The following is a 15,584-nucleotide window of genomic DNA, read 5'->3' as shown; positions in this document are numbered from 1 at the left end:
CCGGGCACAGACCCGGCTTTTTCATAACTAAACACAACACAATCGCAAGGAATACTTATGTTATCCGCCATCACCCGGCTGTTCCCGCTGTGGGCGCTGCTGCTCTCTGTACTCGCCTATTATACGCCCGGCACGTTCACCGGCATCGGACCATGGGTAACCACCCTGCTGATGCTGATTATGTTCGGCATGGGCGTACACCTGAAAATTGACGACTTTAAGCGCGTGCTGTCGCGTCCGGCTCCGGTTGCTGCAGGGATTTTCCTGCACTATCTGGTGATGCCGCTGGCCGCCTGGCTGTTGGCGATGGCCTTTAAGATGCCACCGGATTTGTCCGCCGGGATGGTGCTGGTGGGCAGCGTGGCCAGCGGTACAGCATCTAACGTGATGATCTACCTGGCGAAAGGCGATGTGGCGCTCTCGGTGACCATCTCTTCCGTTTCCACGCTGGTCGGCGTGATTGCAACCCCGCTATTAACGCGTCTGTATGTGGACGCGCATATTCAGGTAGACGTCATGGGGATGCTGCTCAGCATTCTGCAAATCGTGGTGATTCCGATTGCGCTGGGTCTGGTCATTCACCATCTGTTCCCGCGCGTGGTGAAAGCGGTCGAGCCGTATCTGCCTGCGTTTTCGATGGTCTGCATTCTGGCAATCATCAGCGCCGTGGTGGCGGGTTCCGCATCGCACATTGCTTCCGTGGGCTTTGTCGTGATTATCGCGGTGATACTGCATAACACCATAGGCCTGCTGGGCGGCTACTGGGGCGGGAAGCTGTTTGGCTTTGACGAATCTACCTGCCGTACGCTGGCGATTGAGGTGGGAATGCAGAACTCAGGGCTGGCTGCGGCACTCGGTAAAATCTACTTCTCACCGCTGGCGGCGCTGCCGGGGGCGCTGTTCTCGGTGTGGCATAACCTGTCCGGCTCGCTGCTGGCCGGTTACTGGTCCGGCAAGCCGATTGCAGAAGCCCCGAAAAAAGATGCAGTGAAACAGGGTTAATTTGCGCGGCTTGCTTTACACTGAAGCCTCCCCATCAGGAGGCTTCAGCAATGGCTACACCACGATTGACCCAAAAAGACATGACGGACGCCGAGCAGCGCGAACTTAAAACGCTTCTCGACCGCGCGCGCATCGCACATGGCCGCACGCTGACGAACGCCGAAACCAATCAGGTTAAAAAAGAATACATCGACAAGCTGATGGCTCAGCGTGAAGTCGAGGCGAAAAAAGCCCGCAAGCTGAAAAAGCAGCAGGCATATAAACCGGATGCAGAGGCGACCTTCTCCTGGTCAGCCACAACCTCTCCCCGTGGAAGGCGCTAATCAGCGCCCTTTCTTTTTGCGGCCTGGCTGAACAAAGCGTTTTCCATTCGCCGGTTTGCCCCGCCCTTTCTCTTCTGCTTGCGGCGCCTTCACCACCGGGCGTTTAATGGCCTGAGTTTTAGGTTTCGCTTTTGCCTTCGGCTTCGCCTCAGAGGATGAGTTCTCAATCAGCTTAAACAGCTCGATAAGCTCATCGCCGGTTAAATCGCGCCACTCGCCCAGCGGAATCCCGGACAGGCTGACGTTCATGATTCTGGTGCGCTCCAGCTTCATCACGTCATAGCCAAAGTGCTCGCACATACGGCGGATCTGACGGTTTAAGCCTTGAACCAGGGTAATACGAAACGCGAACGGCGCCTCTTTCTTCACCTTACATTTCTTCGTGACGGTGCCCAGTATCGGTACGCCCGCGCTCATCCCACGGATAAACTCGTCCGTCACCGGCTTATTCACCGTGACAATGTACTCCTTCTCGTGGTCGTTGCCGGCACGCAGAATTTTGTTTACCAGGTCGCCATGGTTGGTGAGGAAGATAAGCCCCTGAGAGTCTTTATCCAGTCGGCCAATGGGAAAGATACGGCTGCTGTGGTTAACAAAATCCACGATGTTATCCCGCTCGCCATCTTCCGTGGTGCTGACAATCCCAACCGGTTTGTTCAACGCGATAAACACCAGGTCTTCAGCATCTCGTGGTTCAATGAGCTGACCATTCACTTTAACCACATCACCAGGTACTACCTGATCGCCGATGGTGGCGCGTTTGCCATTGAGGAACACGTTACCCTGTTCAATGTAACGGTCAGCCTCGCGACGTGAGCATATCCCGCTCTCGCTAATGTATTTGTTTAATCGGGTTGATTGAGTTGGCAGCATAGTTTCTCCTGTAGAGGCGAAATATACCTTAGGTTTGCGTTGGTAAAAAGATTAGCCGACGGTCACTGAGACGGGTTTTTCTTATTGCGAGGTGCTTTCAGGTTTTAGCATCACATCATTTATCTCTTATCCCCCTCAGCTTAGTGTTACTTCCGAAACAGAATGATTGTAGTTTATAAATCACAATGAGTATCATGAAAGAGATCGTTCAGACTGAATCCTTTCGACGCTGGGAGCACAACTTAAAAGATCGACGGGCAAAAACGATCGTCGCCTCGCGACTTTTTCGGCTGGCAAATGGCCTGACAGGCGATATCAAGCAAGTGGGCGAAGGGATGAGTGAACTTAGGATCCACTTTGGTCCAGGTTACAGAATCTATTTTACCCAGCAGCATAGCTACATCATTTTGCTGTTGTGCGGTGGTGATAAAAGTAGCCAGGATAAGGACATAATGATGGCAAAAATGCTGGTCAAAACGTTCGAACTGCAGGAGTAATGTGCCATGAATAAATTAACAGCTTACGATCCAGCAAATGCTCTTATTGATGACGAGGAAATCGCCGCATTTATGGCAGACGCACTAGAAACAGGAGACTCAGCGTACATTGCCAAAGCCCTGGGCGTCGTTGCCCGAGCGAAAGGAATGTCGAATATCGCGTTACAGAGTGGCTTATCGCGAGAACAGCTTTATCGTTCATTCAGTGACAAAGGAAACCCAACGCTTAAAACCACACTTGCGGTAATGAAAGCGCTGGATCTTGGATTAACCATCAAGCATGCCGGGCGTTAATATTCATCCCGCTCGTCATCTTCATCCGGCTGTTCCATCACGCTATACGCTACCGCGCAGAACAGCGAGTTGAGACGCTTCATATCCCCCAGCAGCCCCAAATGCAGGGAGCTGGTTTCAATACTCTGCACGTTTTGCTGGTGCAGACGCTCAACGTGGGCGTGCGAGTAGCGGCGATTCAGAATGCGGAAACGATGCTTGTTGCGGCGCAGGCGTCGCGCGCTCGGCACGTCGCTGGAGAAGAAGACCGACATCGCGAGCTTCAGGTTATTGACTAACTGCTCATGCAGCGCCTCCAGCTCCTTCAGGCCTTCACCTGAGAACGCACGGCGCGCGGCAAGCGATTTGTCGGCAATTTCACTGCCCATGCGCTCAACAATGTCGGAGGCCTGTTCCAGGTTGAGCGACATCTCGATGATCTCCGCCCAGCGGCGAGACTCCTCTTCCGCGAGCTCATCCTGAGGGATACGCGCCAGATAGAGCTTGATGGCGGTATAAAGCACGTTGATATCGTCCGCCAGCCTGCGCAGCTCTTTCTCTTCGCGCGGCTCCCCGTGCATCACCCGTTGTAGCCCTTCCAGCATGGTTTCCATCGCATCGCCCATGCGTAACGTTTCGCGTGCAGCATTGGCAATAGCCAACGCCGGCGTGTCCAGTACGGAGGTGTCCAGATGTTTTGGCTTCAGCCGCGCATCCAGTTCAGGCTCATCACGGATAAGACGCTCGCAGAAGCGGGCCATCGGTGCAGCAAACGGCACCATCGCCAGGCAGCGCACGAGGTTGTAGAAGACATGGAAGTAGATCACCAGCTCTGCCTTCGGCAACGGGAGATTATCCATCAGGCTCGCCAGCGGATGAACAAACGGCAGGATAACCAGGCTGCCCACCAGCTTAAACAGCAGGCTCCCGAGCGCAACGCGGCGCGCGGCGGCATTGGCTGCGCTATTGTTGAGCATCGCCAGCAGTCCAGAGCCGAGGTTTGCACCAATCACCAGGCACAGTGCCACCGGGAAGGAGATCGCCCCTGCGGCGGTTAACGTTGCCGTGAGCAGAACGGCAGCCAGGCTGGAGTAGCTGACAATGGCAAATACCGCGCCAATCAATGCATCCAGCATGATGTCACCGGTCAGCGAGGCGAAAATCACCTGCACGCCGTTGGCCTGGGTGATGGGGGTGACCGCCTGCACGATCAGCTCAAGCGCCAGCAGGATCAACCCAAGACCAATAGCCACGCGGCCGAGCTGTCCGGCGCGGGTTTGCTTACGGGCAAGGAAGAAAATGACGCCGATAAAAATCAGCAGCGGCGACAGCCAGGAGAGGTCAAAGGTCAGGATACGCGCCATCAGCGCTGTCCCGACATCGGCACCGAGCACGATCACGAGCGCCGGAGCGAGCGCCACAAGATCCTGCGCCACAAATGAGGTGACGAGCATGGTCGTAGCGTTACTGCTTTGGACCAGGGCGGTCACGCCAATGCCCGCACAAAAGGCGAGCGGTTTCTTCTCAACGCTGCTGCTGAGAACGGTACGTAAGCGCGCGCCAAACACGCGCATCACGCCGGTACGGACAATGTGCGTACCCCATACCAACAGTGCGACTGCGGAAAGCAGGTGTAACAACGTCAACACGGAAGTGGGTTCTCCTTATCGTTATCTGTTTTTATGATTCAGTATAAGGGTTTAAACGAAAGAAAGAGACAGGGCACCAAAGAGGTGCCCTGTTTGTTGTAAGGAAAAGTGACGTTAGTCGGCGTCGTAGCCGAGATTTGGCGCCAGCCAGCGCTCAACGTCGGACACGCTCATGCCTTTACGCAGCGCGTAATCCTCAACCTGATCGCGTTGCAGCTGCGCCACCGCGAAGTATTTGCTGTCCGGATGGCTGAAATACCAGCCTGAGACGGACGCGCCCGGCCACATGGCGAACGACTCGGTCAGCTTCATTCCCGTATGGGCTTCAACATCCAGTAGCTGCCAGATAGTGCCCTTCTCGGTGTGCTCCGGGCAGGCGGGATAGCCTGGCGCCGGACGAATGCCCTGATAGTTTTCGCGGATCAGATCCTCGTTGCTGAGGTTTTCAGTGGCCGCATAGCCCCAGTGCACCTTTCGCACGCGCTCGTGCAGATACTCCGCGAACGCTTCCGCCAGACGGTCTGCAAGCGCTTTAACCATGATTTTATTGTAATCATCGTGCTGCGCTTCAAACGCATCTGCCAGAGCATCTTCTTCCAGGCCACCGGTCACGGCAAAGGCGCCGATATAGTCAGCTTTTCCGCTGAGCTTCGGCGCGACGAAATCGGCCAGGCAGTAGTTGGCAAAACCGACTTTTTCGGTTTGCTGGCGCAAATGGTGGCTCACCGTCAGTACGTGGGTGCGGGTTTCATCGCGATAAATTTCGATGTCATCGCCCACGCGGTTTGCCGGGAACAAACCGACGACGCCGCGCGGATTAAGGGTTTTCTCCGCACTTAACTTATCCAGCATATCGTTGGCGTCCTGGAACAGGCGCTTCGCCTCTTCGCCCACCACCTCATCTTCGAGGATGCGCGGATATTTTCCCGCCAGCGACCAGGTCATAAAGAACGGCGTCCAGTCGATGTAGTTACGCAGCGTTTCGATGCTGGCGGTGACGTCCTGCACGCCCAGACGGTGCGCCACCGGTGGCGTATAGCTTGACCAGTCAAACGCCAGATCGTTATCGCGCGCCGCCTGCAACGTCACCGGCGGGGTGCGTGGTTTCTTGCGGGCGTGCTGAATACGAACGGTTTCATACTCTTTGCGGGTGCGTGCCACAAAATCGTCGTGCTGGGTGGCTGAAAGCAAAGCGGAGACCACGCCTACGGTGCGCGAGGCGTTTTGCACGTAGACCGTCGGGCCGCTGTAATTCTGCTCAATCTTCACTGCCGTGTGCGCTTTCGAGGTGGTCGCCCCGCCAATCAGCAGCGGAATGGTAAAGCCCTGGCGCTCCATCTCTTTTGCCACGTTGACCATCTCGTCCAGCGACGGGGTAATCAACCCGGAAAGGCCGATCAGGTCGGCATTCACTTCGCGCGCGGTTTTGAGAATTTTATCTGCGGGCACCATCACGCCAAGATCGATAATCTCGTAGTTATTACACTGCAGCACCACGCCGACGATGTTTTTGCCGATGTCGTGGACGTCCCCTTTCACGGTGGCAATCACCATTTTACCGTTAGTGGAGCCTTTCTCTTTGCTGGCTTCAATATACGGCTCAAGGTAGGCCACGGCCTGCTTCATGACGCGCGCGGATTTCACCACCTGCGGCAGGAACATCTTGCCCTCGCCAAACAGATCGCCCACTACGTTCATGCCGTCCATCAGCGGCCCTTCAATCACCTCAATGGGACGCGCAGCCTGCTGGCGAGCCTCTTCGGTGTCCTGCTCGATGAACTCGGTAATGCCTTTGACCAGTGAATATTCCAGCCGTTTTTTCACGTCCCATGCGCGCCACTCGGCCTGCTGAACGTTCACCGCCTCGTCCGATTTACTGCCGCGGTATTTTTCGGCCAGATCCAGCATCCGCTCGGTGGCGTCGTCGCGGCGGTTGAGGACAACGTCTTCTACCGCATCGCGCAGCTCTGCAGGCAGGTCGTCGTAAATCGCCAACTGGCCGGCATTGACGATCCCCATGTCCATGCCGTTACGGATGGCATAGTAGAGGAACACGGCGTGAATGGCTTCGCGCACCGGGTCATTACCGCGGAACGAGAACGACACGTTCGACACGCCGCCGGAAATCAGCGCATGCGGCAGCTCGCGTTTGATGTCTTCGCACGCGCCGATAAAGTCCTGCGCGTAGTTGTTGTGCTCTTCAATACCCGTCGCTACCGCAAAGATATTTGGGTCGAAGATGATGTCTTCCGGCGGGAAGCCCACCTCTTCAGTCAGTATTTTGTACGCGCGACGGCAAATCTCAATTTTACGCTCGCGGGTATCAGCCTGACCGACTTCATCAAACGCCATCACCACGACAGCCGCGCCGTATCGACGGACCAGCCTTGCGTGATGAATAAAGATATCGACCCCTTCCTTCATCGAGATGGAGTTAACGATGCCTTTACCCTGAATACACTTCAGGCCTTTTTCGATGACTTCCCATTTCGAGGAGTCGATCATGATCGGCACGCGGGCGATGTCCGGTTCACCGGCTATCAGGTTGAGGAAACGCACCATTGCCGCTTCCGCGTCGAGCATCCCCTCATCCATGTTGATATCAATGATCTGGGCGCCGCTCTCCACCTGCTGGCGGGCGACATCCAGCGCTTCGCCGTACTTCTCTTCTTTAATCAGACGCTTGAATTTAGCGGAGCCCGTAACGTTGGTACGTTCACCCACGTTCAGAAACAAGCTGTCGTCGCCGATGGTTAATGGCTCAAGGCCGGCAAGACGGCAGGCAACGGGAAGCTCAGGTAATTTACGCGGGGGCAGCCCGGCGACCGCATTGCTCATCGCGGCGATATGCTCCGGCGTCGTACCGCAGCAGCCACCGACGATATTCAGGAAACCGGACTCCGCCCACTCGCGAATTTGCGCCGCCATGGTGTCGGCATCAAGGTCGTATTCGCCAAACGCATTCGGCAGACCGGCGTTCGGGTGCGCAGTCACGTAGCATTCGGCAATGCGTGACAACTCCTGCACATACTGACGCAGTTCATCTGGCCCCAGCGCACAGTTCAGGCCGAAGGAGAGCGCTTCTGCGTGGCGCAGGGAGTTATAAAACGCTTCGGTCGTCTGACCGGAGAGCGTACGTCCAGAAGCGTCGGTGATGGTGCCGGAAATCATGATTGGCAGATCGACGCCCAGCGCCTCGAACTCCGCCTTCACCGCGTAAATGGCCGCCTTAGCGTTGAGGGTATCAAACACGGTTTCAATCAGGATCAGATCGGAACCGCCTTCCACTAACGCTTTCGTGGACTCACGGTACGCGACCACCAGCTGATCGAAGGTGACGTTACGAAACGCGGGGTCGTTCACATCCGGCGAAATAGACGCGGTGCGGTTTGTCGGGCCAAGAACGCCAGCAACGTAGCGCGGCTTGTCCGGCGTGCGGGCCGTCCATTCGTCTGCGCAGGCGCGCGCCAGCCTTGCCGCTTCAACGTTGATTTCCGCCGACAGGGATTCCATCTGGTAATCCGCCATGGCGATAGTTGTCGAGTTGAAGGTATTGGTTTCAATGATATCCGCGCCGGCTTCGAAGTAGGCATGATGGATATCCTTAATCACGGAAGGCTTGCTGAGCACCAGCAGGTCATTATTCCCTTTCAGGTCGCACGGCCAGTCAGCGAAGCGCTCTCCGCGGAAATCATCTTCGCTCAGACGATAGCCCTGGATCATGGTACCCATACCGCCATCCAGCACCAGAATTCGTTCATTTAACTGCGCACGCAGTTGCTCTACTTTGCTGCTCACACTTGCTCCCGACAACGCTCAACAGGGCCAAAAGGCTGGGTTCCATACTGGCATAATCTCGCAGGGTGGAAAAGTCACACAGCGGTAACATGAGACATGTTCACAATCACTCATCCGATCAGTCAGGATAACGGTTGCAAAATCACCAAATAAAACGAAAATGATTTCCACGATACAGAAAAAGGAGATCGTCATGGTTGCGACCGTTCCCGCTAAACGCGGCAGAAAACCTGCTGCTACACCCGCCGCACAACAGGGCGGACAGGTTCAATCGCTGACGCGTGGCCTGAAGCTGCTGGAATGGATTGCCGAGTCGCACAGCAGCGTGGCCTTGACGGAGCTGGCTCAGCAGGCTGGCTTACCCAACTCAACAACGCATCGGTTGCTGACCACCATGCAACAGCTGGGCTTTGTGCGTCAGGTGGGTGACCTGGGACATTGGGCGGTTGGTGCGCATGCGTTTATCGTGGGGAGCAGCTTCCTGCAGAGCCGCAATCTGCTGGCCATTGTGCACCCTATTCTGCGCCAGCTGATGGAAGATTCTGGCGAGACGGTAAACCTGGCGGTGCTGGATCAAAGCGATCATCAGGCCATCATCATTGACCAGGTGCAGTGTACGCAGCTGATGCGTATGTCGGCCCCCATCGGCGGAAAGCTGCCGATGCACGCCTCCGGCGCGGGCAAAGCCTTCCTGTCACAGCTCAGTGAGGAGCAGGTCACCGGGCTGTTGCATCGCAAAGGGCTGCATGCCTATACCCATGCAACGCTGGTTTCGCCGGTGCATCTGAAAGAAGATTTGGCGCTGACCCGCAAGCGCGGCTATTCGTTTGATGACGAGGAGCATGCGCTAGGCCTGCGCTGCCTCGCGGCCTGCATTTTTGACGAGCACCGCGAGCCTTTTGCTGCCATCTCGATCTCCGGCCCCATTTCGCGCATGACCGATGACCGCGTGACCGAACTGGGTGCGCTGGTGATCAAGGCGGCGAAAGAGGTGACGCTGGCGTATGGTGGGATTCGTTAAACCGTACGCTAAACCGCTGCTTGCGGCGGTAAGCGTAGACATCTTCAACATGCCCATTCCTGATCCGCGTTTGCAGGCCACGCCAGTAGCTGGCGCGGAACAGGTCGTCATGCATCTCTTCAAATAAGGGCCTGATGCGCGGGTCTGAACAGAGCCAATGGCGGAACTCCTCCGGGAATACATCACCTGGAGAGACGCTGTACCAGGGTTCACCAGAGAGTTCATCTTCCGGATTGCGCGGCGGCGGAATGTCGCGGAAATTCACCTCGGTCATGTAGCAAATTTCATCGTAATCGTAGAACACCACGCGTCCGTGGCGAGTGACGCCGAAGTTTTTAAACAGCATATCGCCCGGGAAAATGTTAGCCGCCGCAAGCTGTCGGATGGCGTTGCCATACTCTTCAATGGCATCGCGCAGTGCCTGGCCTTCTGACTGCTCCAGCCAGATGTTTAGCGGCACCATGCGTCGCTCAATGTAGAGATGGCTTATCACGATTTTGTCACCAAGATCGGTAATTTTTGCCGGAGCTTCCTGCTGTAATAGCGCCATTAAGGCCGGATCGATCTGCCGTTTATCCAGCACAAAGTTTTCAAATTCTTGGGTATCAGCCATCCTCCCAACGCGGTCGTGCTCTTTGACCAGCTGGTAACAGGCACGAACGTGGGCGGCGGTCATCTCTTTCTGCGGCGCGAACCTGTCTTTAATGACCTTAAACACCCGGTCGAAGCCCGGCAGGGTAAAGACCAGCATCACCATGCCCCGTATGCCGGGCGCTTCAATAAACTGCTCATCGGCGCTGGAAATATAGTGCAGGTATTCACGATAGCTTTCTGTTTTAGCATGCTTCTGACAGCCAATCGCCATGTACAGCTCGGCGGTGGTTTTACCCGGTAAGATTTCGCGCAACCACTCCACGAGGGCGGCAGGCAGCGGAGCATACACCATAAAATAGGAACGGGCGAAACCAAACACTATGCTGGCCTCAGCGCTGGTCGTCAGGCAGGTATCCACAAACAGTTCACCGTCATCGGTACGGTGGATAGGTAGCAGGAACGGCACGATAGCCAATGGCGTCACCAGTTTGCCGACCAGCCAGGCCGCTTTATTGCGGTAGAAAAGCTCATTGGCGACCTGCAAATGGCTATGGCGTAGCACCTCGTTGCCAAAGGTCTCGCTGAGATGGGTAATGATAAAACCGATATCCCGGGCTTTATTTTCCCAGGGTAAGCGCAGCGGCAAATCAGTTAATACCCGCTGTAGCAGAGGTTCCCAGCCGTGGTCGGGGGAAAAATCTTTCGCCAGCGGGCGTGGGATCGTGCGAAAACGGCGCTCCGGCTGGGAGCTGAAAATAAATAACCGCTCAGGAGATAATGAGCGGTGGTCAAATAACCGGCAATAGACGGAGTTGAAAAAGCTTTCCGCAATCTCGAAGCGAGGGTAATCGGGTAACAAATGGGTGTACTGCTCCTTCACGCGGAGCAAAAATGCCGCATCAGGATTTTTGCCGTCAGTGATGCAACGCAGCTGCTCTACCACCAGACCCACATGGTGATCGTAAAGGTGGATACGTTGCTTCATGGCCTGCTGCACCGCATGCCAGTCAGCATGCTCAAAGCGCTGCTGGGCACCGGATGTGACTTCCAGAAAACGACCATACTGGGCATCGAAGCCCTGCAGGATGGTTTGTGCAATCAGTAATTCCAGACCACGCGACATAGATTCCCCCTCACCCCAACCCTCTCCCCACGGGGGAGAGGGGGAAAGATTAAAACTGTGCTTCTTCGGTTGACCCAGTTAAGGCCGTGACGGAGGAGGTGCCGCCCTGAATGATAGTGGTCACATTATCGAAATAGCCCGTCCCGACTTCCTGCTGGTGCGAGACGAAGGTATAGCCATCTTTACCCGCGGCAAATTCTGGCTGCTGAACCTTCTCAACATAGTGCTTCATGCCTTCTCCCTGTGCGTAAGCATGTGCCAGGTCGAACATGTTGAACCACATGCTGTGGATGCCCGCCAGGGTGATGAACTGGTATTTATAGCCCATATCAGACAGCTGCTGCTGGAAGCTGGCGATAGTTTTGTCATCCAGTTTCTTTTGCCAGTTGAAGGACGGCGAGCAGTTATACGCCAGCAGTTTGCCCGGATATTTGGCATGAATGGCATCGGCAAAGCGTTTCGCCAGCGCGAGATCCGGCGTAGAGGTTTCACACCAGACCAGGTCCGCATAGGGAGCATACGCCAGGCCACGGCTGATCGCCTGCTCGATACCGGCATGAGTGCGGTAAAAGCCTTCGCTAGTACGCTCGCCGGTAATAAATTCGCTGTCATACGGGTCACAGTCAGAGGTGATCAGGTCAGCAGCATCCGCATCGGTTCGGGCAATCACCAGCGTCGGCACGCCAAGTACGTCAGCGGCCAGACGCGCCGCAACCAGCTTCTGAATGGCTTCCTGGGTCGGCACCAGTACTTTTCCCCCCATGTGCCCGCATTTCTTAACGGATGCCAGCTGATCTTCAAAGTGAACGGCCGCTGCACCGGCTTCAATCATTGATTTCATCAGCTCAAACGCATTCAGCACGCCGCCGAAACCCGCTTCTGCATCCGCGACGATCGGTAGGAAGTAGTCCGTAAAGCGCGGATCGTTTGGCTCGATACCAGCCGCCCACTGGATCTGATCCGCACGGCGGAAGGTGTTGTTGATCCGATCCACCACCGACGGCACCGAGTTGGCCGGGTAGAGCGATTGATCCGGATACATACTGGAGGCCAGGTTGGCATCCGCCGCGACCTGCCATCCAGAGAGGTAGACTGCTTCAATTCCGGCCTTTGCCTGCTGCAGCGCCTGCCCGCCGGTCAACGCACCAAGGCTGTTGATGTAACCTTTTTTGGAACCGCCGTGCAGCAGACGCCACATTTTTGCTGCACCGTTCTGTGCCAGTGTGCATTCCGGATTGACCGAGCCGCGTAATTTCACCACTTCCTCTGCGCTGTACGGGCGACGGATGCCTTCCCAGCGCGGCTGTGTCCACTCTTTCTGTAACTCTTCAATTTGTTGGGTACGGGTTTTCATGTGCAGATGCTCCATATTGTTATGTGGTGGATTACGCAAGCAGGCGGTAGCCCGGCAGGGTGAGGAAGTCGATTAAGTCATCTGATGTGGTGATTTGCTCCATCAGGCGGGCGGCATCATCAAAACGTCCGCTGCTGAAGCGGTGTTCGCCCAGCTCGTCCTGGATCACCCGCATCTCTTCAGCCAGCATCTGACGGAACAGGGATTTTGTGACCAGCTTGCCATTGCTGAGGGTTTTTTGGTGATGGATCCACTGCCAGATTGAGGTGCGAGAGATCTCCGCCGTGGCCGCATCTTCCATCAGACCGTAGATCGGCACGCAGCCGTTACCGGAGATCCATGCTTCGATGTACTGCACGGCAACGCGGATATTGGCGCGCATGCCCTCTTCCGTACGTTCCCCTATACAAGGCGCCAGCAGATGCTCCTCTGCGGTTGGTGCATCCTCTTCGCGGGTGACAAACAGCTGATTTTTGTTGTCCCCCAGTACGCGATTGAAGACCTCCATCGCCGTATCGGCCAGGCCTGGGTGAGCAATCCACGTACCATCGTGACCGTTGCGTGCCTCAAGTTCTTTATCGGCTTTCACCTTGTTGAGTACCTGATTGTTGCGCTCGGCGTCTTTGCTTGGAATAAATGCCGCCATCCCCCCCATCGCGAAGGCACCGCGCTTATGGCAGGTCTTAATCAGCAGGCGCGAATAGGCGCTCAGGAAAGGTTTGTCCATGGTAACAACCTGGCGATCCGGCAATACGCGGTCGGCATGATTTTTCAACGTCTTGATATAGCTGAAGATATAGTCCCACCGCCCGCAGTTCAGGCCCACAATGTGGTCGCGCAGAGCATGCAGGATTTCATTCATCTGGAATACCGCAGGCAGCGTTTCAATCAGCAGCGTGGCTTTAATCGTGCCGCGCGGCAGGTCGAAACGATCTTCTGCATAGCTGAAGACATCACTCCACCACGCCGCTTCCTGCCAGGACTGGGTTTTTGGCAGATAGAAATAGGGGCCGCTACCTTTTGCAAGCAGGCTTTTGTAGTTGTGGAAGAAATAGAGTGCAAAATCAAAGAGGCTGCCCGGAATGGCTTCACCGCGCCAGGTGACATGCTTCTCAGGCAGATGCAGACCGCGTACGCGACAGATCAGCACAGCCGGATTTGGTTTCAGCTGGTAAATTTTCCCGGCTTCGTTAGCGTAGCTGATAGTACCGTTCACCGCATCACGCAAATTGATCTGCCCCTCGATGACCTTGCGCCAGTCCGGAGCCAGAGAGTCTTCAAAATCGGCCATAAAGACTTTTACGTTGGCGTTCATGGCGTTGATCACCATTTTGCGCTCTACCGGGCCGGTGATCTCGACGCGACGATCCTGTAAATCGTCAGGGATGCCGCGGATTTTCCATTCACTACGACGAATGGAAGCAGTTTCCGAAATAAAACCTGGCAACTTACCTGCATCAATTTCTTGCTGCTGATGAATGCGGGCTGCCAGCAGCTTATTACGCTGTGGCGTAAAGCGTGTCACCAGCTCTGACAGGAATTCAACGGCCTCTGCCGTCAACACTTGCTGTTCTTGTTCGCCATATGGCTGGTTAAAGGCCAGTTCATCGACCGTCGTTGCCTGTTGAGTCATCACTCTGCTCCTCATCAAAGATCCAAATTCACATCCCGAATGCGAACGAAAGATCGTTGGGTAGTTTTCGCTCAGCAGAATTAAGACTATCCGGATTTTTTCCAAAATCAAAAACAATTTCCATTTTAATTTATAAATTAAACTAACGTATTGATTAAACTACAATTAAAATGAACTGCCGTATTGAGCATATTTTCGGAAATAAAAAAAGCACCCGAAGGTGCTTATTGTGAATAGCTGAAACGCTTTAGGATCGTTTAAAGCAGAAGATTACTCCAGCGTTGGATTCATATGACGCAGATCGTATGGGGTGATTTGGTAGACGTAGTAGTTGAGCCAGTTGGTGAACAGCAAATTTCCGTGGCTACGCCAGGAGGCTCTTGGTGCGTTTTGCGGATCGTTTTTAGGGAAATAGTTGTACGGCACGTCTGGATTAAGACCGGCTTCGACATCCCGGAAAAATTCGGCGGCGAGCGTATGCGGATCGTACTCAGGATGCCCTGTGACAAAGGCAATGCGTTTGTCTTTGCTGGCAAACAGGTAGGCGTCTCCGTCTTCCGTTTCGGCCAGTATCTCCAGATCGGTATAATCCCGGATCAGTTGTGCAGGAAAATCAGCATAGCGAGAGTGCGGGGCAAGAAAGGTGTCATCAAAACCGCGCGTTAACAAGGCATGAGGGTGAAGAGTGTGGTGTTCGTAGACGCCAGATAACTTTTCGGTACGAGTTTGCTTCGGGATCCCATAGAGGATATTCAGTGCGGCTTGTACCGCCCAACAGACAAACAGCGTTGAGGTAACGTGATCTTTTGCCCACTCCAGAACCTGCTTAATCTGCGGCCAGTAGGCGACGTCATTAAACTCAACCAACCCCAGCGGTGCGCCCGTCACAATCAGTCCATCGAAGTTCTCATCGCGGATGTCATCAAAGTTACAATAGAAGTTATTCAGGTGCTCAGAAGGCGTGTTGCGTGACTCACGTGCATCAATGCGCAGCAGCTGGATATCGACCTGAAGCGGTGAGTTCGAAAGCAAACGCAGGAACTGGTTTTCCGTTTCGATCTTTTTCGGCATCAGATTGAGAATAAGCACCTTCAGCGGGCGAATTTCCTGACCTGTCGCGCGTGAAGCCGTCATCACAAAGACGTTCTCTTCACGTAAGAAATTGACGGCTGGTAGCTCGTCCTGCACCCGAATCGGCATAACCTTTTTTCCTCACAGCATACGTATAAACGTTTAGACATCCAGACAGCTAACGATACCCAGAAATGGTTTGAATGTCGAGTCTGCAGGTGAAAGGTGAGAAAGTTTCAGGAAGGGAAAATACAAAAGCAAAAAACCCCGCACCTTACGGTACGGGGTTCTTCTAATTGATGCCTGGCAGTTCCCTACTCTCACATGGGGAGACCCCACACTACCATCGGCGCTACGGCGTTTCACTTCTGAG

The 15,584-nt window shown here is 54.9% G+C and carries 12 protein-coding genes; 5 read left to right on the top strand and 7 right to left on the bottom strand.

Features of this window, described 5'->3' with window-relative positions; translation table 11 throughout:
- The first annotated feature begins 57 nt into the window (after positions 1-57).
- Entirely contained in the window at positions 58-1,002 is a 945-nt protein-coding gene (panS, locus tag V5P19_RS20080; protein ID WP_334406817.1) for a ketopantoate/pantoate/pantothenate transporter PanS, read from the top strand.
- A 50-nt stretch (positions 1,003-1,052) separates the two neighbouring features.
- Positions 1,053-1,325, top strand: coding sequence for a DUF3811 domain-containing protein (locus V5P19_RS20075; protein WP_334406815.1), 273 nt, complete (start codon positions 1,053-1,055; stop codon positions 1,323-1,325).
- Here the strand turns inward: V5P19_RS20075 and rluF are convergent, their stop codons facing one another.
- Positions 1,326-2,198 carry a 23S rRNA pseudouridine(2604) synthase RluF gene (gene rluF / locus V5P19_RS20070; RefSeq protein ID WP_334406813.1) on the bottom strand — a complete coding sequence of 291 codons (873 nt, stop codon included), beginning with the start codon at positions 2,196-2,198 and terminating at the stop codon, positions 1,326-1,328. It lies immediately after the preceding gene.
- A gap of 194 nt (positions 2,199-2,392) precedes the next feature.
- Between rluF and V5P19_RS20065 the strand changes: the two genes are divergently transcribed.
- Positions 2,393-2,695, top strand: a complete 303-nt coding sequence (locus V5P19_RS20065) for a type II toxin-antitoxin system RelE/ParE family toxin (RefSeq protein WP_334406811.1) — start codon at positions 2,393-2,395, stop codon at positions 2,693-2,695.
- 6 nt (positions 2,696-2,701) lie between these two features.
- On the top strand, positions 2,702-2,989 hold the full coding sequence (locus tag V5P19_RS20060) for an addiction module antidote protein (protein ID WP_334406809.1): 288 nt from the start codon (positions 2,702-2,704) through the stop codon (positions 2,987-2,989).
- Here the strand turns inward: V5P19_RS20060 and V5P19_RS20055 are convergent.
- Positions 2,986-4,617 carry a Na/Pi cotransporter family protein gene (locus tag V5P19_RS20055; protein WP_334406807.1) on the bottom strand — a complete coding sequence of 544 codons (1,632 nt, stop codon included), beginning with the start codon at positions 4,615-4,617 and terminating at the stop codon, positions 2,986-2,988. The genes V5P19_RS20060 and V5P19_RS20055 overlap by 4 nt on opposite strands.
- Before the next feature lie 114 nt (positions 4,618-4,731).
- Positions 4,732-8,415 carry a methionine synthase gene (metH, locus tag V5P19_RS20050; protein WP_334406806.1) on the bottom strand — a complete coding sequence of 1,228 codons (3,684 nt, stop codon included), beginning with the start codon at positions 8,413-8,415 and terminating at the stop codon, positions 4,732-4,734.
- Positions 8,416-8,608: 193 nt separating this feature from the next.
- Here metH and iclR point away from each other — a divergent pair, with 193 nt between their 5' ends.
- Positions 8,609-9,436, top strand: coding sequence for a glyoxylate bypass operon transcriptional repressor IclR (gene iclR / locus V5P19_RS20045; RefSeq protein WP_334406804.1), 828 nt, complete (start codon positions 8,609-8,611; stop codon positions 9,434-9,436).
- On the opposite strand, the gene aceK is transcribed toward iclR, so the two are convergent.
- The 4 genes from aceK to metA all read right to left on the bottom strand — a co-directional run bounded on the left by aceK (position 9,390) and on the right by metA (position 15,340).
- Positions 9,390-11,153: a bifunctional isocitrate dehydrogenase kinase/phosphatase gene (aceK, locus tag V5P19_RS20040; RefSeq protein WP_334406802.1), complete on the bottom strand. Its 1,764-nt coding sequence runs from the start codon at positions 11,151-11,153 to the stop codon at positions 9,390-9,392. The genes iclR and aceK overlap by 47 nt on opposite strands.
- 49 nt (positions 11,154-11,202) lie before the next feature.
- Entirely contained in the window at positions 11,203-12,507 is a 1,305-nt protein-coding gene (aceA, locus tag V5P19_RS20035; protein WP_334406800.1) for an isocitrate lyase, read from the bottom strand.
- 31 nt (positions 12,508-12,538) lie between these two features.
- On the bottom strand, positions 12,539-14,140 hold the full coding sequence (aceB, locus tag V5P19_RS20030) for a malate synthase A (RefSeq protein ID WP_334406799.1): 1,602 nt from the start codon (positions 14,138-14,140) through the stop codon (positions 12,539-12,541).
- A gap of 270 nt (positions 14,141-14,410) precedes the next feature.
- Positions 14,411-15,340: a homoserine O-succinyltransferase gene (gene metA, locus V5P19_RS20025; protein WP_334406798.1), complete on the bottom strand. Its 930-nt coding sequence runs from the start codon at positions 15,338-15,340 to the stop codon at positions 14,411-14,413.
- Positions 15,341-15,584: the final 244 nt, after the last annotated feature.

The organism is Enterobacter sp. UNJFSC 003 (assembly GCF_036903355.1).
Taxonomy (GTDB): Bacteria; Pseudomonadota; Gammaproteobacteria; order Enterobacterales; family Enterobacteriaceae; genus Enterobacter.
The sequence above is the reverse complement of the archived record's forward strand: the minus strand, read 5'-3'. Positions and strand labels throughout refer to the sequence as shown.